The sequence below is a fragment of the Phaeobacter sp. JH204B genome (genome assembly GCF_048055755.1).
Lineage (GTDB): Bacteria > Pseudomonadota > Alphaproteobacteria > Rhodobacterales > Rhodobacteraceae > Phaeobacter > Phaeobacter bryozoorum.
Window position 1 is genome coordinate 58,487 of record NZ_JAYMXF010000017.1, and the last position, 24,498, is coordinate 82,984.

Annotated in this window: 21 protein-coding genes; 14 read left to right on the plus strand and 7 right to left on the minus strand. The window is 59.6% G+C overall.

Translation table 11 applies throughout. The features are described 5' to 3' along the window. The first annotated feature begins 55 nt into the window (after window positions 1–55). The 8 genes from VXL81_RS08985 to VXL81_RS09020 all read left to right on the plus strand — a co-directional run bounded on the left by VXL81_RS08985 (window position 56) and on the right by VXL81_RS09020 (window position 10,487). Window positions 56–682, plus strand: coding sequence for a helix-turn-helix domain-containing protein (locus VXL81_RS08985; RefSeq protein WP_340547565.1), 627 nt, complete (start codon window positions 56–58; stop codon window positions 680–682). Window positions 683–879: 197 nt separating this feature from the next. Further along, window positions 880–2,466, plus strand: coding sequence for an ABC transporter substrate-binding protein (locus tag VXL81_RS08990; RefSeq protein WP_340547566.1), 1,587 nt, complete (start codon window positions 880–882; stop codon window positions 2,464–2,466). Between the two features lie 70 nt (window positions 2,467–2,536). Continuing rightward, window positions 2,537–3,478 carry an ABC transporter permease gene (locus tag VXL81_RS08995; protein ID WP_340547567.1) on the plus strand — a complete coding sequence of 314 codons (942 nt, stop codon included), beginning with the start codon at window positions 2,537–2,539 and terminating at the stop codon, window positions 3,476–3,478. Beyond that, the gene (locus VXL81_RS09000; RefSeq protein ID WP_340547568.1) at window positions 3,475–4,341 is read left to right on the plus strand and encodes an ABC transporter permease; all 867 of its coding nucleotides are present in this window, start codon (window positions 3,475–3,477) and stop codon (window positions 4,339–4,341) included. The genes VXL81_RS08995 and VXL81_RS09000 overlap by 4 nt, the downstream gene beginning before the upstream one ends. A gap of 13 nt (window positions 4,342–4,354) precedes the next feature. After that, window positions 4,355–5,353 carry an ABC transporter ATP-binding protein gene (locus tag VXL81_RS09005; RefSeq protein WP_416553864.1) on the plus strand — a complete coding sequence of 333 codons (999 nt, stop codon included), beginning with the start codon at window positions 4,355–4,357 and terminating at the stop codon, window positions 5,351–5,353. Next, window positions 5,350–6,348: an ABC transporter ATP-binding protein gene (locus tag VXL81_RS09010; RefSeq protein ID WP_416535386.1), complete on the plus strand. Its 999-nt coding sequence runs from the start codon at window positions 5,350–5,352 to the stop codon at window positions 6,346–6,348. Before VXL81_RS09005 ends, VXL81_RS09010 begins: the two co-directional genes overlap by 4 nt. Then, entirely contained in the window at window positions 6,341–8,143 is a 1,803-nt protein-coding gene (locus VXL81_RS09015; protein ID WP_416553866.1) for an aminopeptidase P family protein, read from the plus strand. The genes VXL81_RS09010 and VXL81_RS09015 overlap by 8 nt, the downstream gene beginning before the upstream one ends. Window positions 8,144–8,333: 190 nt before the next feature. Further along, entirely contained in the window at window positions 8,334–10,487 is a 2,154-nt protein-coding gene (locus tag VXL81_RS09020) for a methyl-accepting chemotaxis protein (protein WP_416553868.1), read from the plus strand. 830 nt (window positions 10,488–11,317) lie between these two features. On the opposite strand, the gene VXL81_RS09025 is transcribed toward VXL81_RS09020, so the two are convergent. Both VXL81_RS09025 and VXL81_RS09030 read right to left on the minus strand, forming a co-directional pair. Then, window positions 11,318–12,829, minus strand: coding sequence for an oligosaccharide flippase family protein (locus VXL81_RS09025; RefSeq protein ID WP_416553870.1), 1,512 nt, complete (start codon window positions 12,827–12,829; stop codon window positions 11,318–11,320). A 119-nt stretch (window positions 12,830–12,948) separates the two neighbouring features. Beyond that, complete coding sequence (locus tag VXL81_RS09030; RefSeq protein ID WP_416553872.1) at window positions 12,949–13,632, minus strand: sugar transferase; 684 nt, start codon at window positions 13,630–13,632, stop codon at window positions 12,949–12,951. A gap of 319 nt (window positions 13,633–13,951) precedes the next feature. Between VXL81_RS09030 and VXL81_RS09035 the strand changes: the two genes are divergently transcribed. Next, window positions 13,952–15,010: an aldose epimerase family protein gene (locus VXL81_RS09035; protein WP_416553874.1), complete on the plus strand. Its 1,059-nt coding sequence runs from the start codon at window positions 13,952–13,954 to the stop codon at window positions 15,008–15,010. A 91-nt stretch (window positions 15,011–15,101) separates the two neighbouring features. Then, window positions 15,102–16,355 carry a cytochrome-c peroxidase gene (locus tag VXL81_RS09040; protein WP_416553876.1) on the plus strand — a complete coding sequence of 418 codons (1,254 nt, stop codon included), beginning with the start codon at window positions 15,102–15,104 and terminating at the stop codon, window positions 16,353–16,355. A gap of 17 nt (window positions 16,356–16,372) precedes the next feature. On the opposite strand, the gene VXL81_RS09045 is transcribed toward VXL81_RS09040, so the two are convergent. Continuing rightward, on the minus strand, window positions 16,373–17,929 hold the full coding sequence (locus VXL81_RS09045) for a CRTAC1 family protein (RefSeq protein ID WP_416553878.1): 1,557 nt from the start codon (window positions 17,927–17,929) through the stop codon (window positions 16,373–16,375). Beyond that, a complete protein-coding gene (locus VXL81_RS09050) occupies window positions 17,919–19,133 on the minus strand; it encodes an ROK family transcriptional regulator (protein ID WP_340547578.1) in 1,215 nt (404 codons plus the stop codon). The genes VXL81_RS09045 and VXL81_RS09050 overlap by 11 nt, the downstream gene beginning before the upstream one ends. A gap of 186 nt (window positions 19,134–19,319) precedes the next feature. On the opposite strand from VXL81_RS09050, the gene xylF reads away from it, so the two are divergent. The 4 genes from xylF to VXL81_RS09070 all read left to right on the plus strand — a co-directional run bounded on the left by xylF (window position 19,320) and on the right by VXL81_RS09070 (window position 23,095). After that, a complete protein-coding gene (gene xylF / locus VXL81_RS09055; RefSeq protein ID WP_340547579.1) occupies window positions 19,320–20,345 on the plus strand; it encodes a D-xylose ABC transporter substrate-binding protein in 1,026 nt (341 codons plus the stop codon). Window positions 20,346–20,462: 117 nt separating this feature from the next. Further along, window positions 20,463–21,764 carry a sugar ABC transporter permease gene (locus tag VXL81_RS09060; RefSeq protein WP_340547580.1) on the plus strand — a complete coding sequence of 434 codons (1,302 nt, stop codon included), beginning with the start codon at window positions 20,463–20,465 and terminating at the stop codon, window positions 21,762–21,764. Beyond that, window positions 21,761–22,543 (plus strand): ATP-binding cassette domain-containing protein, encoded by a 783-nt coding sequence (locus VXL81_RS09065; RefSeq protein WP_416539534.1) that lies wholly within the window; start codon window positions 21,761–21,763, stop codon window positions 22,541–22,543. The genes VXL81_RS09060 and VXL81_RS09065 overlap by 4 nt, the downstream gene beginning before the upstream one ends. A gap of 123 nt (window positions 22,544–22,666) precedes the next feature. Continuing rightward, on the plus strand, window positions 22,667–23,095 hold the full coding sequence (locus VXL81_RS09070; protein WP_416535399.1) for a MerR family transcriptional regulator: 429 nt from the start codon (window positions 22,667–22,669) through the stop codon (window positions 23,093–23,095). Here VXL81_RS09070 and VXL81_RS09075 read toward each other — a convergent pair whose 3' ends face one another. From VXL81_RS09075 to VXL81_RS09085, 3 genes are read right to left on the minus strand one after another with little or no spacing between them, the layout of a single operon-like run. Further along, window positions 23,096–23,464 (minus strand): type II toxin-antitoxin system RelE/ParE family toxin, encoded by a 369-nt coding sequence (locus tag VXL81_RS09075; protein ID WP_416553880.1) that lies wholly within the window; start codon window positions 23,462–23,464, stop codon window positions 23,096–23,098. Further along, window positions 23,448–23,723 carry a ribbon-helix-helix domain-containing protein gene (locus VXL81_RS09080; protein ID WP_416548967.1) on the minus strand — a complete coding sequence of 92 codons (276 nt, stop codon included), beginning with the start codon at window positions 23,721–23,723 and terminating at the stop codon, window positions 23,448–23,450. The genes VXL81_RS09075 and VXL81_RS09080 overlap by 17 nt, the downstream gene beginning before the upstream one ends. Window positions 23,724–23,764: 41 nt before the next feature. Further along, entirely contained in the window at window positions 23,765–24,487 is a 723-nt protein-coding gene (locus VXL81_RS09085; RefSeq protein WP_416553882.1) for a tryptophan-rich sensory protein, read from the minus strand. Window positions 24,488–24,498 lie beyond the last annotated feature (11 nt).

The following is a 24,498-nucleotide window of genomic DNA, read 5'->3' on the forward strand; positions in this document are numbered from 1 at the left end:
GATGGGTCACTTTGGTCAGCGCGGTGTCGGGCTGCCGGAATTTCAGGATACGGATATGGACGCCTCAGAGACGCGCAAGACAGAGACCATAAAGGCAGGCGCCAGCAAGAAAACGCGCAAGAAGGACAATTCCGAGCAGCTTGGACACGCGATCCGCCGCCGCCGCAAGGCGATGGGGATGACCATGGTGCAGGTTGCCGAGGACACTGAACTGACGCCCGGGTTCATTTCTCAGGTTGAGCGGGGCATCAGCACGCCCTCGCTGTCCTCGCTGTTGTCCATCGCTGCCGCCCTGCAAACCAGCGTCGAGCAGCTGTTGAGTGTTGAGGAAGAGTTTAGAGAGTATATTCATAAGGATAACCGGCAGACCTACGCTCTGGGAACCAACGGGAGATTGTATGAGAAGCTGGGGCCGGGGTTTTCCGGCGCGCTCTGCTACCCGTCGATCATTCACCGCCCACCTGGTCATGTCTCGGAGAAGATGTGCCACGAGGGCGAGGTGTTCTGCTACCTGATCTCGGGGCAGCTTGAATATCATCTGGGGGATTCGGTGCATATCATGTCGCCGGGGGATACGGTTCACCATGACTGCTCGAAGCCGCATTATTCGATCGTTTTGAGTGACGAAGAGGCGGTTGAACTTTGGGTGAGCACCATGCCGATGAAGAGCTCTGCCCGCTGAAGGATCAGGCGCAAATGCGCATATCTCTACCCTCCGGCCTTGGGGCTGATGCGGCAAGTTCGGCGTCCATCTGCAGTTGAGCTACCGGAGATTTCTACCGCAATCAGAACTTTTGCTAAAAATAATTTTAGTAATTTTAAAACCCACGCTATGCTTCTCCACATGAGACGGAGAATCGATCTGGGAGGATCTCACAAATGACAAGAAAACTGGTGGCGGCCGCAGCTGCCCTGACCACGGCACTGACCGTACCGGCGCTGGCGCAGGATCGCGGCGGCGTGCTGAACTTTGCCCGTTACGACGGATCGACCTTGATCGACCCGATCTATGCGGATCGCAATCCGGATATCTGGATGGTTGGCAGCCTGTTCGACACGTTGCTGCGCCCCAGCGACGATGGAAATTCGGTCGTTCCTGGCCTCGCCGAGACATATAATGTCTCTGAAGATGGCACCACGGTGACCCTGACATTGCGCGACGGGATCAAATTCTCCGATGGCACACCGCTGACCGGAGAGGACGTGGTGTTTTCGCTGGATCGTGCTCGCAATGCTGATCTGAGCCCGTGGGCGGGTCTCCTCGGTACATTGGATACAGTTGCCAATAATGGAAACGAGATCACCCTGACCCTCTCGGCACCGGATCCGACGATCCTGTCGATGCTGGCAACCTTTACCACCGGCATCGTGTCCAAAGCCGCGTTCGAGGCCGCCGAAGGCGCAACGGATCAGGAGAAGTCAGCCGCCATCTTTGCAGCAAAGAGTGCGGGCGTGGGCACTGGCCCCTTCTATCTCTGCGGGTTTGAGCAGGGCACATCGATGGATTTCTGCGCCAATGAGCACTACTGGCGCAGTGGCTCGGACGGCAAACCGCTGCCCTATCTGGACGGTGTGCATTTCGAGATTATCCCCGATGATGCCACCCGTATCCTGAAGCTGCAGGCCGGTGAGATGGATGCGGCGGAATTCATCCCGTTCTCGCGTGTGGCCGAGCTGGAGGCGGATCCGAACATCGATATGAATCTGTTCCCCTCGACCCGGATTATCTATTCACCGATCAATACCCGCCCGACGCGGGCAGATGGATCGCCCAATCCGCTGGCGGACGAGCGGGTGCGTCAGGCGCTTAATTATGCCACCAATAAACAGGCCCTGATCGGGTTGGTGCTGCAGGGGGCCGGCAAGCCCATGACCTCGCCTCTGATGGCGGCGGCGACCCAGCTGGCGACATCAACTGATCCGCTTTATGGCTATGATCTGGACAAGGCAAAGGCCTTGATTGCCGAGGCCGGTCTTGAGCCCGGAACCGAGATCACCTTTACGACGCTGGCCGGATCGGCGGATGACAGCACCATTTTTGCAGCGCTTCAGCAGATGTGGGCGCCTTTGGGCATCGAGCTTAAGGTGGAGCAGGTCGACAATGCCACCCGTGGCGCGAAGAACCGGTCGGGTGAATTTGACATCCATACCTATGGGTGGGTCAATGATGTGAATGACCCAAGTCAGGTCACTGGTTGGCTCGGTTACTTCCCCACTGCGAAGGCCGTTGGCACAGGTTGGGAGAACGAGAAGTTCAACAGCCTGTTTGAGGCCTCGGCAACGGAAATGGATTCGGGTGCGCGTGCTGGTCAATATGCCGAGATGCAGTCGATCTATGCCGAGGCGGCGCCGCTGCTGTTCATGTACGAGACCCCGTTTGCGGTGGCCCTGTCAAAGAAGGTCAGCGGCTACGTGCAGACACCGCTGGGCAACAACCTCTTTGAGGAAGCGTCGATCAGCCGCTGATCAGTTTCGCCCTGCAATGTAAAAGCACCGTCAGCCCTGGGGCTGGCGGTGCAGACGAACGGATGCCGGAATGGCCACTATTCAATATATTCTCAAGCGCCTGTTGCTGATGGCCGTGACCTTTTTTCTGGTCATGATCATCATCTTTCTTCTGGTGCGCCTATTACCCGGAGACCCGGCAATCGCCATCGCGGGGGACCGCGCGTCGGATGCTGATCTGGCCGCTATTCGCGAACGGCTGGGACTGAATCAGCCGCTGGTGGTCCAGTTCTGGCAGTTCCTGTCCAATACCGTGCAGGGGGATCTGGGGCGCTCGATCCTGATGCGAGCGCCGGTGATAGATGTGATCGCCAGCCGCCTGCCGACGACCCTGTTTCTTACGGTTTATGCCGTGGCATTGTCGGTGCTGATCGCGGGGCCGCTGGCCTTTGTTGCGGCACTGAACCGGGGGCGCTGGCCCGATGCGGTGATCCGCACCGTCTTTCAGGTCGGCCTGTCCATGCCGGTGTTTTATATCGGATTGATCTTGCTGACATTTCTAGCCGCGCAGCTGCGCTGGTTCCCGGTGGGGGGCTATGGCGACAGTTTTTCCGAGCGGCTCTACCATCTGTTTTTGCCATCGGTGGCAGTGGCGCTTTATACCTCTGCGATCATCATGCGGAATCTGCGGTCGGCCATCGTTGAGGTGGTGGATGCGGAATATGTTGAATTTGCCCGTGCCAAGGGACTGTCGGCCTGGCAGATCCTGGGGCGGCATGTGTTGCGCAATGCGCTGATTTCCACAGTCACGCTGCTTGGCCTGTCCATCGGCAACCTGATGAGCGGAACCCTGGTCACCGAAACGGTGTTTGCGGTGCCGGGCGTTGGCCGGTTGATGCTGGAGGCAATCTTTGCCCGTGATTATCCGCTGATCCAGGGGCTGACCCTGACATTTGCAGTGCTGGTGTCGATCGTGTTCCTGATGACCGATCTGATCCAGAGCGCCCTAGACCCGAGGATGCGTCTGACATGACCGATGCCACAGTTCTGTCGCCCGAGGCGACGCGACCGCAGCAGAGCCGGTGGAAGATCGCGCTGCGCAAACCGGGGTTCATGATCGGTGTCGCGATTATCGCAGCCTCGACGCTGCTGGCCATCGCGCCGGGCCTCTTCGCCCCATATGATCCCAATTTCATCGATTATAACGCGGTGCGGCAGCCGCCGAGCTGGGCGCATCCTTTCGGCACCGATATGCTGGGGCGCGACAGCCTCAGCCGGGTGATCTCTGCCTATTCTGTGAATATGCAGATGGCCGTTCTGGCCACGGTCTTTGCCATGCTGATCGGGGTCACGGTTGGTGCGTTGGTGGGCTATTATCGCGGCATTGCCGATATGATCTTTGGCCGGGTGGTGGATGCCGTCATCACCTTCCCGTTTCTGGTCCTGGTGATCGCGGTTGTTGCGGTGCTGGGGCCGGGGCTTGTCAATATGTATATCGCCATCACGGCGGTGGGCTGGGTCTACTACGCCCGGCTGATGCGCGCCGAGGTGATCACCCAGATGGGCAATGACTATGCGGCGGCCGGAATTGTCATGGGATATTCTGACCGGCGCGTGATCTTTCGCCACCTGCTGCCCAATGCGATCACCCCGGTGATTGTCTACTGGATGACCGATATGTCGCTGGCCATTCTTCTGGGGTCATCGCTGGGATACCTCGGTCTGGGGGCGCAGCCACCGCAGGCTGAATGGGGTGTCCTGATTGCCGAAGGGCGCAATTTCATCACGACGGCCTGGTGGCTCAGTCTGATGCCGGGCATCGCCATCGTGCTGACCGGGATCGGGTTCTCGCTGATCGGCGACGGGCTGGCCGATCTGTTGCGGCCTCGCGGTTAAGGGGAAAGAGAGTATGAGCATGAAAGAGACCCAGCCGATACTTGAGGTCCGTAACCTCTGTACGACGTTTCGACGCGGCGGTGTGATGCTGCCTGCGGTACGCGATGTCAGCTTTGATGTGCGACAGGGTGAGGTTCTGGGGCTTGTCGGCGAAAGCGGCTCGGGGAAGAGCGTCACGCTCAGGTCGATCCTGGGGCTGACCCGTCGCCATGGAGAGGTCACAGGCGAGGTGCGCTGGCAGGGGCGGGATATTTCCCGCCTGTCGGATCGGCAGCTGCGCCAGGTGCGCGGCGGTGAGGTTGCAATGATCTTTCAGGAGCCGATGACGTCGCTCAACCCGCTATTGACCGTGGGCCTGCAGCTGACCGAGACACTGAAGGCACATACCGATCTGCCGCGTGCGGCGCGTCGGGACCGGGCGGTCGAGATGCTGGATCATGTCGGTATCCCGGCGGCTGCCTCTCGGTTGCAGGATTATCCGCATCAGTTTTCGGGCGGGATGCGGCAGCGGGTGATGATTGCCATTGCGCTGGCGGCGCAGCCGAAGCTTTTGTTGGCGGATGAACCGACCACAGCGCTGGATGTCACCATTCAGGCGCAGATCCTTGATTTGATCCTGCGCCTGTCTGAAGAGATGAACATGGGCGTGATCCTCGTTACTCATGATCTGGGGGTCGTTGCGCAGACCTGCGAGAATGTTGCGGTGATGTATGCTGGGCGGATCGTCGAGCAGGGGGCGGTGCGGCAGGTGCTGCGCACGCCGCGCCATCCCTATACGGCCGGATTGATGCAGTCGGTGCCACAGGATGTGCCGCCACGGACGCCGCTTTACTCTGTGCCGGGTACGCCACCTAGTCTGGAGATGCTGCCCCGAGGCTGCGCCTATGCGCCCCGTTGCGACGCACGGACTGAGGCCTGCCTGAATGCGCGCCCGCAGTTGGAGGCGATCAGTGCCGGGCGTCGCGCGGCCTGTTTCAATCCGGTTCCCGCGGTCCAGGGAGAGGTGGCATGACTGATCCGGTGATGGAGATCGACAATCTCAGCCTGACGTTTCATCTGCCGCGCAGCCTGATTGATGTGATGCGCAAGCAACCCGGTCGCGCCGTACGCGCGCTGAACGGCGTCAGCCTGGCGCTGAGGAAGGGAGAAACCCTAGGTGTTGTCGGAGAATCGGGGTGCGGAAAATCGACATTGGCGCGCTGCATCGTCCGGCTTTACGAGCCGCAGGGTGGCAGCATTCGCCACCATGGGCAGGATATATTCGCCGACGGCGCGCGCAGCGACCGCAGCTATAACCGGCGCGTGCAGATGATGTTCCAGGATCCCTATTCGTCGCTCAACCCGCGTATGACCTGCGGTCAGATCCTGAGCGAAGCCTTGCAGGTCCATAAGATGCGCCCCTCCGACGAGATCCCGACACGAGTCGCGGAGCTGCTGGATTTGGTGCGGCTGCCCGCAGATGCGGCGCAGAAACTGCCGCATGAGTTCTCCGGTGGCCAGCGTCAGCGGATTGCCATTGCCCGTGCGCTGGCGGTGGAGCCTGAGGTGCTGATCGCCGATGAGCTGGTATCGGCGCTGGATGTCTCGGTTCAGGCGCAGGTGGTGAATCTTCTGCTGGAGCTGCAGGAGCAGCTGGATCTGACCATCCTGTTTGTCGCCCATGATTTGCGGCTGGTGCGCCATGTCTCCCACCGTGTCGCAGTGATCTATCTCGGCCGCATCGTGGAAATCGGCGACAGCGAGCGCCTGTTTGCCAATCCGGCGCATCCGTATTCACAGGCGTTGCTGAGTGCGGCCCCGTCGCTTGATCCCGATGACAAAGGGGATGCGATCCGGTTGGAGGGAGAGCTGCCGTCGCCGCTGAACGTGCCGCCAGGGTGCCCGTTCCATGTGCGCTGCGCCCACGCTTCGGAAATTTGCAGGCGGGATGTCCCGCACCTGCGTCCTCTTGGCGACCGTGGCGAGGTCGCCTGCCATCTTGCGGAAGAGATCAATCAAAATGGATGACATGTTGAGCGGCTCCCCTGCCGCCGCCCGCATTGCCGATCTGCGCCGCGAGCTGCGTGCCCGCGATCTGGATGCCTTCATTCTGCCCCGGTTCGACGCGCATCAGGGGGAATATGTGGCTCCCCATGACGAACGCCTTGCCTATGTCACAGGTTTTACCGGATCGGCCGGGATGGCCATCATCACGGCTGAGACCGTCGCCGTGTTTGTGGATGGCCGCTACACCGTGCAGGTCGCAAATGAATGCTCAGGACCGCTGTTTTCGCGGCTTCACATTTTTGAACAGCCACCGGAACACTGGCTGGGCGCGGTTGCGCAGGCAGGCTGGCAGATCGGGTTCGACCCGATGCACCTGCCACCCGGCTGGTTCGATCGGTTTGCCGCATCCGCTGTGCAGGCCAGTGCGACGATGTTGCCGCAAGGCGACAATCCGGTGGATGCGATCTGGTCGGACCAGCCGCCAGCGCCGACCGGGCGGATCAGCGTTTTTCCGATGCAATGGGCCGGGCGGAGCAGTGCCGAGAAATGTGCGGATCTTGCAGCATATCTGAGCGAGCAGGACGCCGCATGTCTGGTTGAGACACAACCTGACAATATTGCCTGGCTGCTGAACGTGCGTGGGGATGACGTGGCCTTCAACCCGATGCCGCAGTCCTTTCTCATTGCCGAGAGAAACGGGACGGTCACTTGGTTCGTTGATCCGGCCAAGCTGGATGATGAGGTCAAGGATCACCTGCCGGACATCGTGACCGCCCAGCCAGTCTCGCAGTTTCTGGGCGCTCTTCAAAACCGATGCAACGCCGGAGAACGGATCCTGTTTGATCCGGATTTTTCGCCGGTTGCGGTGCGTCATACTATTGCCGACGCCGGGGCGACTGCGGCTGCGGTGGCCAGTATATTGACCCGGACCAAATCCGTTAAGAATCCGGTCGAAATCGCCGGTCTGCATGATTGCCATCTGGAAGACGGGGTGGCCTGGGTCGAGTTCTCGGCCTGGTTGGCGCAGACGGTGCCTGCTCGCGCGGCGGCTGGTGAGCCGGTGACCGAGCGTGAGGCGGAAGCACAGATCCTGTCCTGCCGACAGGCGCGTCCGGGTTTTCTGACCGAGAGCTTTCAGACGATCTCAGCCGCGGCAGGCAATGCTGCAATGTGCCACTACGCGGCCACCAACGGGCGTAATGCTCCGATAATGCCACAGAATCCCTATCTGCTGGACAGCGGCGGCCAGTATGACACCGGGACCACCGATGCCACGCGCAGCTATGCCTTCGGGATGCGCCCCGACGGCTATGACCAGGCGTATACGGCGGTGTTTCGCGCGTTCCATGCGCTGGCCACGCTGCGGTTTCCCCGGGGTACGCAGGGCCATCATATAGATGCGATCTGTCGGCGACCGCTCTGGGACCTCGGCTTGGATTACGACCATGGCACCGGTCATGGCATCGGACATCGGCTCTCGGTGCACGAGCACCCGCAACGCATCGGCAAGCCCTATAATCCGGTGGATCTGGTGCCTGGCATGGTTGTGTCGATCGAGCCGGGCTATTACGAGGCCGGGCGTTTTGGCATCCGGATTGAGAACATCTTTGAGGTTATTGAAGAAAGTGATGGGTTCCTCAGCTTTCGCAATATGACGCTTGCACCAATACAAACCGACATGCTGATCCCGGCAGATCTGAGTGAGGACGAACGCTGTTGGCTGAATACGTATCATCAGGATGTGCTGCAGCGGTTATCGCCCTTGGTCAGCGATGCAGCGGGCCGGTGGTTGTCGGCGGCGACGGCCCCGATCTAGAGATCTGTCTCTCGCTTTGCTGCGCGGCGGCCAGTCCTCGTTCGGGGCTGGCCTAAAATATATCTTCAATCTAATTGAAAACTGCCGGGTAAACCGGTTGGGGGACTGCCCCCGGCGCGGTGGGTCAACACTTTGTTCAGGCGAATATGCGAGAGGTTGTGCAAGACGAGCCTTCCAAGTGGAGATATGAATGCCAGCTCTGTTCAACACAATATCAGGCAAGCTACTTGCCGCGACCACGGTTGCAATTACCGGGCTGATGCTCTGCTTCAGCGTATTTACGGCCCTCAATGAATCTGCACAGGTCAGGGAGCGGGTATTGGAGGGCGCGTCGCAGCGTGCCTCGGATATCGCGCAAAGCCTGTCGTCTCAACTGGTCGAAGCGACCTCAGCTGCGGCGGCACTAGGCGGCGCGCTATCCGGATATATCGAAGATGGCGAGGCAACCACCGCCGATCTGATCAAGATCATGGAAGGCGTCCCCGGCCGCTATGATCTTGTATTCTCTTCCTGGATGTCAGCGATTCCGGACGGCGCCACCGAAGATTTCATTACCGGTGAAGAGGGGCGAAATGCCGATGGTATCTTTGCCGCCTACTGGACCAAAGCGGAGTCCGGCGGGCTGAATTTCGAGACGTTCAACGTTGATCCCAATGACACATCCGAGTGGTATCGCCTGCCGATCGACAGTGGCGAGAGTGTCATCACCGAACCTTATCTCTCAAATGAAAACCGCCTGCTGACATCGGTGTCGGTGCCTGTGAATGCACAGGGCCAGATCGTCGGTGTTGCCGGTGTCGATATCGTGCTCGATAATCTCGGTGATTTTGTCCGGGGGCTGTCGGTTTATGAAGGCGGCAGTGTGATGCTGCTGGGCCAGGGCGGCAAATGGTTGTCACATCCTGACCCGGAAATGCTGATTCAGGCCTTTGAAGGGGACGAGGTGGCAGATTTCCAGGCCGCTGTCGAAACCGGAGAGGTGCAGATTGTTTCGGATCGCGCTGATGGGTCGACACGCCTGTTCTTTCCTTTCACCGCTTACGGCATGAACAAGACCTGGGTTGTCGTCTTGGATGTGCCACGCCATGTCTTCGTCAACCCGGTAAAGGCAAGCATCTACGAACAGCTGATCGCCAATGTTCTCTTGCTGGCGCTGACGCTGGCCACCATCTTCTTCTCGGTGCGCTCGCTTGTCCGGCGTCCCCTGGGGCGAATGCTTGGGGTCATGAAGGATCTTACCGCCGGGAAGGTGCATCAACCCGTTGATATTCCAAAGCGTAAGGATGAGATCGGGGCGATGGCCCTGTCCATCGAGACCCTGCGCCAGGGTTTGGCATCCAAGGAGGAGCTGGAAGCAAATCAGCTGCGCGATCAGCAGCAGCAGCAGGCGGTTGTTCAGGCCCTTGCCCAGAATTTGCAACAGCTGGCTTCCGGGCGGCTGGATGTCAAAATCCACGATGAAATGCCCAGCCAGTATGAGGGGCTGCGCCAGGACTTCAACAATACTGTTGAACAGTTGAGCAAGCTGATCACCTCGGTCAATGACTCGGCACGTTCGATCGATACCGGATTGACGGAGATTTCCTCGGCAACCAACGATCTGTCGCAGCGCACAGAACAATCCGCGCTTCAGCTGGAAGAGACTGCGGCGTCGCTGAGCGAACTCACGCAGAACGTCCAGCATGTCGCCAGCGGCGCGCGCGAAACTGAGGCATTGGTCACATCCGTGAATCAGAGTGCAACAAACAGCTCCGCGGTTGCCCGGGAGACGGTTGATGCGATGGATTCGATTGCCGCCACCTCTGAGCAGATCACCCGGATCACCGGCATGATTGACGATATCGCGTTTCAGACAAACCTGCTTGCCCTGAACGCCGGTGTTGAAGCCGCGCGGGCTGGCGAAGCGGGTCGCGGGTTCTCGGTTGTTGCCGCCGAAGTCCGTAGTCTTGCGCTGCGTTCGTCTGAATCGGCGCTAGAAATCAAGAAGCTGATTACCGCCTCCGCAGCGCAGGTGGCCCATGGCGTGGATCTGGTCGGCAGGACCAATTCCTCTCTGGAGACCATTATGAATGCCATTGGCAGCATTTCGGAACATGTTGGCGATATTGCCAAACAGGCCGACGAGCAATCCAGGGGCATTTCGGAGTTGAATGGCGCGATGAGCACACTGGAAGCTGCCCAGCAGCAGAATGCCGCCATGTGCGAGGAGACCGCCGCCGCCTGCAGTTCGCTGGACCATGAGACAACCAATCTGTCGCGGCTGGTCACAGCCTTTCAGACTGGAGATGCTGGCCGCCAGCCCGTGCAGAGCGCGCAGCACCACAGTTATACGGCTGCGGCCTAGGGCGCTGACTTAGACTGCTCTGGAGGCGCGGGCGTCACTGGGTGTCCAAGCGGGGCCGGCGAGTCCGAGAGTAGCTCCACCAAATGCTTGAGAGCCGCCACTCCTTTGAGTGGTGGCTCTCGTCTTTGATGTCTGCTGTTGCTGCCTGTGATGGCCCCGTGTCGGATCTTTGGGTCATTCCTGAGCTGGATGGTTTGCAGTCCGGCAGCGTTTCCGTGATCTGAGTTTCCCGCAATCAGCGAGGTCGCAAGGATGACACGCTAACGCCAACTCTGGTTGATTGAAGTGGTTTGTTGCGGGGCGGCGCAAAGCAGGTTTGACGATCCAGATCCCTATCATGCCGGGTTGTGGTGCAGCACCCGATTGAGATCATTCAGTCTGGAGCATCCATTGTCCGCTGCCCATCAGCGTGCGAACGACCAGCGGATGTTTGATCCTGACGGGGCGACGATCCTGAGCTGGCTCGCGGTCTGTTGGCACCCCTGCGGTGGGAGCGGTGCCAACCGGAAGCCTGTCAAAGCAGATGGGCGGGTGTTGCTTCAATACCGCGCGGCTCTTTCAGCGGTTTCCATGGTTCTGGGCGGCAAGGCAGCCTCTGCTTCCTGAGTGTCCGATGCTGCACCGTATCGCCTTTGACCATGGTACCGGCTTTTGTCCGCTGCGCGCACCGAACGGCCTAGCTCCTCGAAACCTCGACATGGCGTCATGAGATGGCTGGCGTCGGCTGGAAAGGTGCTGCGGATCATAGTTTGGCTGCGAAGGCCGGTAGGCCTGCGACTTGAGATGCGGGTGCAAATCAGAATGCTGACGGCAGCCGCCGGTGGAAACGTCTACTGGTGAGCGCCAGGTTCAACCGGATCGCGATCTCTTCTGTTGCGGATCTTTCCCAGGATTTGCTGCAAGCGGTCGCCGCCCACGAGGAGGATCATGATCAGATAGGTGGGGATTGCGACCGCAAGTTGAGCCATAAGCTGTGGGGTGCCATACATCGGCGGCCCCAACTCACGTAGCGCGAAGAGCCCAATGGACATCATTGAGACAGAAATCAGCGCGGGGCGCAGTGCATCGAAGATATAGGTTGTCGCCGAGATTTCGAGGGTTTTCAGAGTTTTGCGCGTGGCGACCGGCCAGAGCAAGAAGGAAATGCCAACCAATGCGGACATGATCCTGTTCAGACCCTCCGGGGCCAGCAGCAGGATCGCTGCAAATCCAGACAGGCTGACGACACATTCAAATCCGAACCACCAACGTGCATGACCGGAGAACCTGAGCAAAGAGGCCTGCATGACGCCGATACTCATCATCAGGCTGAGCATTGCAAAACACTGGAGCGGGTAGATCGCAGCGAGCCATTTGCTGCCAAAGACGAAGGGTATCGCCGTCGGGGCCACAATGATGAAGCCGATGAACAGCGGCAAGGCGGCGGTTGCAGCGGCGAAGCTGCTGAGGATAAACGCTTCCCGCCGTTGTTCTTTTTCAGTTTGCAGACTGGCAAATAGGACCCTTGTGACAGGCAAGAGTGTGCCAATGGTAAGCTCCTGCAGGATTTCACACATTCTGCGGGCGAAAAAGAAGATGCCGAGCACTGCTGGGCCGGCGACGATCCCGAGCAGGATCTGGTTGATCTTGGTCGGTTCGATCATCCGGCCACCCATCGTCAACAGGGTAAAGCCGCGCAGATCCGTCAAAGCGGCCCTCGAGAGCTGTAGCCCAGGGCGCCAGCCAGCGGCCCAGTAGGAGACGACGCAGCCGACAATCGCGGTAATGACCTGTGCCCAGACCAGTGCCCAGATGGCATACCCCTGCAACACGAGCAGCAGGCAACCTGCCGCGCCCAGCCCATTTGCAAGGGTTGTCCGCAACGCAATATGACGAAACTCCATCCGCCGGTTCACCAGTGCTGCGGGAACATTTCCAAGTGATACAAACAGGATACGGAGCGACAGCACTGGCAATATGATCGCAAGTGCCTCGAGTTTGGTCCAGGACGCGATCATCGGCGCACAGAGAACCAGGATCGCAATAGTGGCAAGTGCGATCACCATCGTCAGCCAGAATGCGCTGTCCAGATGGCTCTGCCTCAGGTTGCTGCGTTGAATGATGGCGTCTCCAAGCGGCAGCGGCACCAATGTCATGACCCAGATGACGATCGAGGTGGCCAGAGCCACGGCGCCAAAATCGGCGGGCTCCAGCAATAGAGAGGTCACCAGGAACACAACCACGGTCAAGCCGTTGCTGACCATGATGTTGACGAAGGACCAGAACACGCCAATCAGCGCCAGGCGGCCGCGGCCCTGCGATATATGGCTGAGTGTCGAAGCATCGGTATTGCTGTCGTGCATTCTGTTGGTCCCGCTTTTGCAGTTAGGGAGCATAATCTGCCGCGGCTGTCACCCTTGGTGCAGACTCTGATCCCTATCGCCGTTGGCTGAACGTTACCGCAGAGGGCTTAATGGCCCGTTTACCGTCCGGTGCGCGCAATGACTGAGCGGCCGGTCAGCAGGATCAGTTTGATATCAAAGCCGAATGTCCGCCGCTTCAGGTAATCAACGTCAAAGGAGACCCGATCTGCATAGCTGACATCGTTGCGACCTGATACCTGCCACAGCCCGGTGATTCCCGGTCTTTGGCTCAGATATGCAGAAGCGGCTGGACCATATCTGTGCAGTTCGCAGCGCACGATCGGGCGCGGCCCGACAAAGCTCATATCACCGCGCAGCACGTTCCAGATCTGTGGCAGCTCATCGAGACTGCTGCGGCGGAGGAACAGGCCAAAGCCCGTGACCCGTGGATCGCGGCTGAGCTTGCGGTCGCGGGCCCATTCGCTGGCCGCTTGGGCGTCCGACTTGAGATGCTCGGCCAGAATATCCTCCGCGCCGTGGATCATGGTACGGATTTTCCAGCAGGTGAAGGGTATTCCGTCCTTGCCGATACGAGTATGACCGAAGAACCCTGGCCCGCCATCGCGTCGGCTGATGAGCCAGAGGAGCGCGATAACCGGGGCGAGGGCGGGCAGAAGAGCCAGCGCAAGTGACATATCAAGAAGGCGCTTTCCGATCCTTGCATAAATATCGAAGCGCGGTTCTGCCGCCTGACCGCCGCCTGATGGCGCGCGCAGGTGGTCAAAATTCGTAATGTCGCTCATGCCTTACCCCGATTTTCAGCCTCGCGGTGTCGACATTTATGTCGACAGGGTCGCTGGCCGATTTTCTGGCTGCGATCTCGTCCGCCTTTCCTAAGATTTGATTCAAATTCGTGGCAAGATTTTGTCGTAAACAAAGTCATGCTGGGGCGTTCTAAAGATGGGGTATGCAGATCGGCAGCCAGGCTGAACAAGCGTTCCCGAGCTGGTGATGCGGCCGAACAGTTGAATTGACAGCCGCCGTTCGGCGTATTAATTTGATCGGTGAAATAAATATCATCACCAGGACTTCCGGGGTTCTGCACCCAAAGGACGCCCCTGTATGCCATCATCCAGCCAGCCTCGCTCCAGAGCCTTACAGCAGCACTCGCATCTGCGGGACGATGCTGACGAGAGATTGCGTTGGCTCGATCTGGAGAATGATCATCTGCGGCTAAGGGTGATGAACCTTGGCGCTATAACGGCCTGGCTGGATCTGCGCGATGGTGAAACCTGGCAACCCATGGTGCTGGGATATGCCGATATGACGGCCTATCTGGGGGATCCGTATTATCTGGGTGCCATTGTTGGCCGGGTGGCCAATCGGATTGGCGGGGCGGGTTTCCACCTCGCGGGTCGCGAGGTTTCTCTTAATGCCAATGAAGGGAGCAACCAGCTTCACGGCGGCGCGCAGGGGCTTGGACGGGTGTTCTGGGATATGCGGCGGCTGGGGGCCGGGGCGGTTGAATTGCGCCACTTCTCCGCGGATGGTGAAAACGGCTATCCGGGCGGTGCCGATATCCGGCTTAGGATTGCCGTGTCCGGCACAACGGTCAGCTATGACATGACAGCTTCGGTGGACCAACTCACCCCGATTAGCTTGGCGCAGCACAACTATTATACGCTTGGTATCAAGGGCGATATCTGGGGGCACCGCCTGCACAGCAGCGCCGAGAGCTATCTGCCGCTGCGCCGGGATGGGGTGCCTACGGGCGAAATTGCACCAACTAGCGGTACCAGATTTGACTATCGCGCTGGCCGGAGCTTTGCCGCGCTGGATCCAGAGCGGCTTGGCACGGATATCCATGTGAATTTCCCCCCGAACGCTTCGGGTGATATGCGCGAGGTGGCCCAGCTTGGCGCCTCCAATGGTGTTGTCATGCGGGTTTTCTCGGATCAACCGGGTGCGCAGATTTACACGGCGAGCCATCTGAACAGTTCCTGCGCCGCGCGGGATGGACAGGGGTTGGCACCATTTTCTGCCGTCTGTATCGAGCCGCAGGGTTTGCCGGATGCGGTAAATCAGCCCCATTTCCCGAGTGTTCTGGTGGACCCCGGTCATCCGTATCGCCAGAAGTTGCTGCTGAAATTTTCCGTAGCGGAGAGGGAGCAAGATGGCTGAATACCGGCGTCGATATCGCCTGTGTGGCGCGATTGCGATCTGCATAACGAACGCGACCTTCGCCTGTGCTGGTAGCGCTGAGGAACAGTCCATGAATTTGGATCTGGGGCCGCGGCCTAGCTTTACCCCGCAGATACAGGCAGAGGTCGAGCTGGGCCAACTGCTGTTTTATGATCCCATTCTATCGGGCAACCGCAACATCAGCTGCGCTAGCTGCCATCATCCACGGTTTGGCACAGGTGACGGCGTCTCCCTGTCGCTGGGCGAGGGCGCAACCACGCTTGGCCCTGAGCGGCGCGCGGATCCGGACAACCGTCCTGAACAGCGTATTCCACGTAACGCGCCCGCGCTCTGGAATCTTGGCGCTGATGATATGGATGTGATGTTCCACGACGGCCGACTGGAGGCTGACCCCGCATATGGGTCGGGTATCCGCACGCCGCTGGAAGGTGACATGGTCGCAGGATTCGATTCCGCGCTGGCCGCACAGGCGATGTTTCCGGTGCTTTCGGCAGATGAGATGGCCGGCCACTACGGCGAAAATGATGTCTCGCGCGCGGTACGTCTGGGTCAGCTGAGCCATCCCGGTGGGGCATGGGATATCATCGCGGGCCGGGTCGCAGAGATCCCCGAATATCGGCAGCGTTTCGATGAGGTCCTGGGAGCGGCAGAACCCATCCGCTTTACCGATATCGGCAATATGCTGGCGGCGTTTATCCGGTTTGAATGGCGGGCTGATGACAGCCCGTTTGATCGTGCTCAGCTGTATGGAGAGGCCTTGCCCACCACAGCAGCAAGGGGGCAGGAGCTTTTCTACGGGGGCGCCGGATGCAGCCAGTGCCATACAGGCTGGTTGCAGACGGACAATAGGTTTCATGCAATCGCGATGCCGCAGCTTGGTCCGGGCAAGGCCGCCCGATTTGAAACCCACGCCCGCGACGAGGGGCGGTTGCGGGTGACAGGAAACCCGGATGACGCTTACCGCTTTCGCACCCCGTCGCTGCGCAATGTCGCGCTGACAGCGCCCTATGGGCATAACGGCGCCTATGCCACTTTGGAGGCTGTTGTGCGTCACCATCTGGATCCCGTCGCGGCGCTGATGTCTTATGATCGCAGCCAGGCGGTCTTGCCCGGTCTTGATGGGGTGTCGGATTGGGCCGTCATGGATGATCCGGTCGAGCTGGAGCGTATCGCGGCGGCGAATGATCTGGATCCGATTGCGCTAAGTGACGGGGATATTGCCGATCTCGTGGCCTTTCTGGAAGCGCTGACCGACAGCGCCGCAGCCAAGGGGCGGCTTGGGGTGCCGGATAGCGTTCCATCGGGCCTGCCGGTGGAACGCTGATCTACCGGTCCAGGAGTTTATTGTGTTCGGGTAAGATGCTGGTTGGGCGTGATTTCTTGCCAGATTGTGGTTTCCCCATCCGGCCAGATAATGCGCAACCGCAGATCATCGCTCTCTCCCAGACCGAAGTGCAGATCCCCGGCCGAGCCGCCCGCATGGCCGCCGCCGACAGTGACCTCGCGGGTGTGTATCCTTATGCCTGTGTCCAGCTCGACGAAGGCACCAATTGCCTGCGTGTTCGGGGCAGTGCCCTTGAGTGACAGGCTCAGCCAGTTTCCGGATGGGCTGGTGGTGTTCTGGTAGAGTTCCATTGGCGCGCGCCGGTTGATCACGGCAAGGTCAAGCTGCCCATCGAGATTGAGATCGCGCAGCACGGCGCCGCGAGAACGTTCCATGCTGGCAATACCCGCAGCGGTGGCCATGTCGGCAAAACGCCCATCTGCCCCTTGGATCAACAGGGTATTCGGGTCGCGCATGGCGGCATCGGGCATCTGTTCGACATTTCCCTTGGTGACAAAGATATCGTCATGCCCATCGTTGTTCACATCGCCAAAATCCGCGTGCCACCCGGTGGATGGTCGCCCGTCACCGCCGCTGGTTGGGCGGTGGGCGGTGGTGCCGTAATCATAAGTCACATCGCGGTAGGCGGGGCCGGTGCCGCTTGGATCAAACAGCTGTAGTTTCTGATCTCCCATCGAGGTGAGGTAGACATCGGAAAACCCGTCACCGTTCAGATCGCGAGACGCTATCCCCATCCCCCAGAGGTGAAAGGGCAGCCAGCCGTCGTCCTGTTGGTAGAGCCTTGGCGGCGTGGTCATTTTCCACATCTGCTCCTGCCCACCCCGGACATAGTAATGTCGGTCGTTGCTGATCCGAAGATCGGCCCGACCGCGGGCGCTTCCCCCAACGCTTCGGTGCCAATTGGTGAACAGCATGGACAGCGCGCAGTACCCTGGCTGGAGCCGGATGGCCGGGCCGTAGCGGTCACCATCGGGCCGATACAGCAGTGTGTCGTCACAGGCCTCAAACGGACCCTCGGGGTCGCTTCGGTCGACATAGGTGCCAAAGGCAAGCGTCGGCAGCTGAGCGCCCGGCTCCCAGGTGGCCGAAAACGCGGTGGTCCAGTGGTCACCACTGGTAAACCCCAGACCATCGAAGGGTTCGAACTGACAGTTTCCGGTTCCACGCAGCAGCTGATCCGCGCCAAGGCGCAGCAGGGCAAGATCGAGAATACCGTCACCATCAATGTCGAGCGGGTAGACGCCGGTGACACCTGTCTGTGCGAGGGCGGCCGGTGTAGCGGTTGCAAACCGCAGCGTGGCGCCTGGTGCCTCGCTCTGGTTGATCATCAGCTGAACCGGGTTGCTGCCGCCCGCCGCCACCAGATCAGGGAATTTATCGTCGTTGCAATCCAGCGAGGCGAGCCCCCCACCCACGAAATGCTCCCAACCGCCATCATAGACATGTGCGGGAACTGGTTGGGAGCGGAACACCGGAGGCTCGGGGATGTCCGCCAGCGCGATCTGCGGCAGGAGCCAGATCGGCGCGAGGATATATGAGAGTTTATCCCGCATGGCTGGCAACTTCGCGGATGGTCAGTGCGGAGACTTCTTCAATCGCATAGGCGGCGGCCCCTTTTGCCCACATCTTGTTGCCCCAGCCATGGACGCGCACTTCGGGCAGGGGGCCGTCCACCTGAACCACCCAGCGGCGCATTTCCTCCACCACTTTGTCGGAGGACAGGTAGCCAAAGGCCAGCTGCGCACCCGCCAAAACGATCATCTGCGGGTCGAATATATTGACGATATTGGCCAGTCCCATGGCAAACATGCGCCCGGCGCGGTCAAGGATGGATTGCGCCATGGTGTCGCCGTCACCGACGGCAGCATAAAGCGAGGCGAGATCCTTGTGCCGTTCGACGCCACTGGTGATATTCGCCTCGCGCAGCAGGGCGTAGTCGCCGACGTAAGCTTCCAGACAGCCGCGCTGGCCGCATTGGCACAGCGCGCCTTCGAGCTGCACCTTGATATGGCCAAATTCTGCGCCGCAGCCCCGCGCGCCGCGATATATCTGATTGTCGATGACGATGCCCATGCCGACACCATGTTCGACGGTCACCACGACAAAGTTGCTGCGGGTGTCACCTTCACCGAAGAGATGCTCAGCCTTGGCGACCAGATTGGCGTCGTTGTCGATAAACACCGGCATGCTCAGATAGCTGCCAAGAAGGCTGCCAAGATCGATATTCCGCACGTTGAGCGACGATGACCAGTAGATGAAATTGCGCTCGGCATCCATAACGCCGGCCATGCCAATGCCAACTCCGGAGATGTGCGCGCGGGTGAACCCGCCCTTGGCGCAGCTCTGGTCCAGGGCTTCGACAATTTTCTCGCACAGGGCCTCTGGCGACATCTGACCGCCACGCAGGGGCATTTCGTGGCTGACCAGCTCTGTGCCTTCGAAATCGGTGATCAGGGTCGTGATGGCGTGATGCGACAATTTCAGCCCGGCGATTCGATGGGCGCTGCCGCAGATTTTGAGGGCGACCCGTGGGCGGCCGCGTTTGGCACCGCGCGCTGTATCCGGGCTGACTTCCTCGATCAGCCCTGCGGCCAGCAGTTCGGCGGTGATCGCCGTGACGGTGGCGGGGCTGATGCGGGTGGCCTGAGCGATATCGATTCGTGCGATTTGCCCTGCGGCCCGGATGGTATCGAATACCTGAAGGCGACTGCTTTCACGCAGTTCGCCGGAATGTGAAAGCCTGTCCGATTTAACCACCGTATTTCCCCCTTATTATCAGGCGACTTATCGCAGGAAAGCGCCGCCCGACAAGATATCTGGCCTCATGATACATTATTTAATTTGAGTTTCAAAAAAAATAATGTTAGGGATATCAGGACGGGCATGTGGCGTGGGGGAACCCGATTGCCGCAGCAGCCCGCAACGACCCGAGGGAGGAAAACAATGAAATTCTTGAGTGGAGTCTCCGCACTTGCCTTTGCCGCCACCGCGAGCATGGCCCTTGCCGAAGATGTGACCGTTGGCGTCAGCTGGTCGAACTTCCAGGAAGAGCGCTGGAAAACCGACGAAGCGGCGATCAAGGCTGCGCTGGAAGCGAAAGGTGCGACCTATGTATCGGCAGATGCACAGTCGTCGTCGGCCAAGCAGCTTGCGGACATTGAAAGCCTGATTGCACAGGGCGTGGATGCGCTGATCGTTCTGGCCCAGGACGCTCAGGCGATTGGCCCGGCTGTTCAGGCGGCGGCGGACGAAGGTATCCCCGTTGTTGCCTATGATCGCCTGATTGAAGACAGCCGTGCCTTCTATCTCACTTTCGACAATGTCGAAGTGGGGCGGATGCAGGCCCGGGCCGTGCTTGAGGCCCAGCCGAGCGGCAACTATGTGATGATCAAGGGCTCGCCCACCGATCCCAACGCGGATTTCCTGCGCGGTGGCCAGCAAGAGGTCATTCAGGCGGCAATCGATAGCGGCGATATCAAGATCGTTGGCGAAGCCTATACCGATGGCTGGCTGCCGGCCAACGCTCAGCGCAATATGGAACAGATCCTGACCGCAAATGACAACAAGGTCGATGCCGTTGTTGCCTCCAATGACGGCACCGCCGGTGGTGTTGTCGCCGCGCTGACCGCGCAGGGCATGGAAGGTATCGCGGTGTCCGGTCAGGATGGCGACCACGCTGCGCTGAACCGTGTTGCCAAAGGCACGCAGACCGTTTCCGTCTGGAAAGACGCTCGTGATCTGGGCAAGGCCGCCGCTGAAATCGCGGTGGAAATGGCCGAAGGCGCTGCCATGGGTGATGTCGCGGGCGGTGCCGCCTGGACGTCCCCAGCGGGCACCGAGCTGACGGCGCGGTTCCTGGAGCCGATCCCGGTGACCGCTGACAACCTGTCGGTTGTTGTCGATGCCGGCTGGATCACCAAGGAGGCGCTGTGCCAGGGTGTGACCAACGGTCCTGCGCCCTGCAACTAAGCAGCTGCTGAGAGTTTCTCGGCTACTTCTTTCTAAACCGGCGCGCGCCCTCAGAGGGTCCCGATTGGATCGGGCGCGCGTCCCCCTTTCACTACCGCTGATCACTGGAGTTCGGATATGACCGAAACCACGTCTCAGCCGATCCCCGAACAAAACAAGCGTGGCCTGTTCCAGCAATTGGAACTGGACGTCCGCCTATTGGGAATGATCGGTGCCTTTGTCATCTTGTGCATTGGATTCAACATCCTGACGGATGGACGTTTCTTGACGCCGCGCAATATTTTCAACCTCACCATCCAGACGGTCTCTGTGGCGATCATGGCCACGGGCATGGTCTTTGTGATCGTGACACGCCACATCGACCTGAGCGTCGGTGCGTTGCTGGCGACCTGCTCGGCCGTGATGGCTGTCGTGCAGACCGATGTGCTACCGGATATGCTGGGGCTTGGACTCAACCACCCGGCAACCTGGATCATAACCGTGGTGGTTGGCCTGACGATCGGCACCCTGATTGGGGCTTTTCAGGGATGGATGGTAGGTTTCCTGACCATTCCCGCCTTTATCGTGACCCTGGGTGGTTTTCTGGTCTGGCGTAACGTTGCCTGGTATCTGACCGACGGGCAGACCATTGGCCCGCTTGACAGCAGGTTCCTAATCTTCGGGGGCACCTCGGGCACGCTGGGCACTACGCTCAGCTGGGCCGTCGGAATCGTAGCCACGGCTCTGGCGTTGGTTGCCCTGTGGAACAGCCGCCGCGGCAAACAGGGCCATGGTTTCCCGGTGAAACCCGCCTGGGCGGAAGCGGTGATCGCAGGTGCGATTGCGGCGTCGATCCTTGGCTTTGTGGCCGTGCTGAATGCCTATCAGATCCCGGCGCGCCGTCTGGCGCGAATGATGGAAGCAGAAGGCGAAACCATGCCTGAGGGGCTGGTTGTCGGTTATGGCTTGCCAATCTCGGTGCTGATCCTGATTGCAACTGCCGTGATTATGACGATTATCGCCCGCCGCACCCGGTTTGGCCGCTATATCTTTGCCACCGGTGGCAACCCGGATGCCGCCGAGCTGTCCGGCATCAACACCCGTCTGCTGACGGTCAAGATCTTTGCCCTGATGGGATTTCTCTGTGCGCTTTCAGCGGTTGTGGCCTCGGCCCGTCTTGCCAATCACTCCAATGATATCGGGACTCTGGATGAGTTGCGCGTTATTGCGGCGGCCGTGATTGGCGGCACTGCACTGTCCGGTGGGTTTGGCACGATTTATGGCGCCATCCTCGGGGCGTTGATTATGCAGAGCCTGCAGTCGGGGATGGCCATGGTCGGTGTCGACGCACCGTTCCAGAACATCGTCGTGGGCACCGTGCTGGTCGCAGCCGTCTGGATCGATATTCTTTACCGCAAACGCGTGGGGGCCCGGATATGAGCACTGCAAAAGAGTTGCGCGCCGCAGGCGCCACGCCGCTGGTCGAGATGAAAGATATTTCGATCTCCTTTGGCGGGATCAAGGCTGTGGATCACGTCAGCGTTGATCTCTATCCCGGCGAAGTTGTTGGATTGCTCGGCCATAATGGTGCCGGGAAATCCACCTTGATCAAAGTGCTGTCGGGTGCCTACCAGATGGATTCCGGCGAAATCCGGGTCAATGGCGATAAGGTTGAGATCACCAATCCGCGTGATGCGCGGTCGCATAACATCGAGACGATCTATCAGACATTGGCGCTGGCGGATAATCTGGATGCGGCCTCCAACCTGTTCCTGGGTCGCGAGCTGGTTACCCCGTTTGGTCTGGTGGACGATTCCGCCATGGAGGCCGAATGTCGCAAGATCATGAACCGGTTGAACCCGAATTTTCAAAAATTCTCGGAACCGGTTTCGGCTCTCTCGGGCGGTCAGCGTCAGTCGGTTGCCATCGCGCGGGCGGTCTATTTCAACGCCAAGATCCTGATCATGGATGAACCGACAGCCGCCCTTGGGCCGCATGAAACGCAGATGGTTGCCGAGTTGATCCAGCAGCTGAAGGCGCAGGGTATCGGTATTTTCCTCATTGATCACGATGTGAATGCGGTGATGGAGCTTTGCGACCGGGCTTCGGTCATGAAGAACGGTCAGCTGGTTGGCACCGTCGATATTGATGATGTCACCGATGATGACCTGCTGAGTATGATCATTCTGGGCAAGCGGCCCGGCGAAGTGGCGGCCTAAGTCGCGACGTCGATAATATCGGTCTGGAAGGGGCTGCCATTGGTGGCCCCTTTTCCATATCAGAATGGTTGCCCAGCCTATCGCAAAAACCTACATAATATGTAGATTTTAGACGGGTGATAGATGCTGACAATTGGGACATTGGGCAAGCGGACAGGCACGAAGGTGCAGACCATTCGCTACTACGAAGAGATTGGCCTTATGCCGGAAGCGGGGCGCACAGCAGGCGGGCAGCGTCGCTATGGCGAGAGTGATCTGGACCGGCTTTCGTTCATCCGTCACGCGCGACAACTTGGCTTTGGTCTGGAGGCAATCCGGGAGTTACTGAACCTCGCGGATCATCCGGGTCAGTCCTGTTCTCATGCAGATTCCATCGCGCAGAGACAGCTGAAAGACGTCGCTGATCGGATTGCCCGGCTGGAGGCCTTGCAGACTGAATTACAGCGCATGATCCGTGAGTGTGCCGGGGGAACCGTTGCCGAGTGCCGGGTGCTGGAGGTTTTGCGGGATCATTCCGAGTGCCTGACAAATCATGATCAGATTGGCGCCTGATCAGGGCATCAGGTTCGTTTGCTCGTGGCGGAGCGCACGGAGCAACATCCGGCGTTGATGATCCTGACCCCCAAAGAACACAGCCAATACGCGTAGCTGCTGTTCGGCTTCGTTCAGGTCGAAATAGAGGATGGCGCGCCCCTTTGTCACGCTGCGCAGTCCCGGAGCGATATCGCTGCGCAGGGTGCCCTGGTGCGGGGCGTTGCCCAGTGCCTCAATGGCCGCGTCAATCTCGTTCAGGCGGGCCGCTGCCCTGCTGAATGCGGTGTCCGGATCCTCGCCAAAGCCGATTGCCGCATCAAAGAGAAAGTCGAATATCGCGTCAAGATCCTGATCAATCGCCTCGGCGCGATCAACCCGAAAGACCATGTTCTGCCCGTTTGCGCGCCAGAAGATCGGCGGTCCTTCGACGCCCCTCAGTACCGCTGACAAAGGAGCCGTCGCGGCGCTCGGCGATCAATGCACGCAGGGCGGATGTCTCGGCGCGGCGGGCTTCCGTTTCTTCGCGCAGCAGTTCCAGACCCTGCTGCAACACCGCGCTGAGGCTTGCATATCGCCCTTCTGCCACCAATGTGCGGGCAAAGTCGTCCTGTGCTTCGGTCAGGGAGATGGAAGCTTTTACACTCATTTGCGCACCTGAGGCTCTTGTGGGTGACTATGGAGATTATACTACTCAGTAGTATTTATCAACCCGGCACCGGACAGGCCGCGCAGTGCAAGAGCGATCCAGCCGAGACCTGCCAAAGCAATAATGAGCCAATTATCGCTTCCCCATTGGTTAATGATAATCCCGCCGATGGCCCAGCAGATTGCGACGGTGTAAGTCCAGGCTGAGGGGCTGTCTGCCTGGACCAAAAGCCCGACCGCCAGCGCCGCCGTCAGACAGATTACGCCCGCCAATTGCGGGTTCACCAACCCATATCCTGGAAGAATGATACTGATGGATACCGCTGATGCTGCGGTCAGCCATCCGGCATAGAGCCCTACAGGACCGCGTTTCCAGACCCGTTTGTTGCGGCCTGCGCGGCGCATAGCCAGAATCGCGGTGACTGTCATCGCGATGATCAGGATTGTGGCAAGGATGGGTGAGCTGTTCGCAACCCAAAGCCAGCACACCCCGATGGCCAGGCTGATAGAGAGGGGTTTTCGCATCTCATGCCATGTTGAGCCCTCCGGCGCGCGAAACGCGCCAAATCCGGCCCCAACGATCAGCCAGATGTAGATCACGATCCAGATTGAAAAGGCCGGACCGATGGGTTGAATGACCGGGTCGGGCTGTGGATAGGGCAGTTGATCAGCTGTATAGCCGGTAAACGGGTCGGTTATCAGCGGCGCGGCGGCAAAGGCTAGGGCAAGGGCCAGTGTAAGATAGGCCATGGACTGCTTGCTCATGATATCGAACT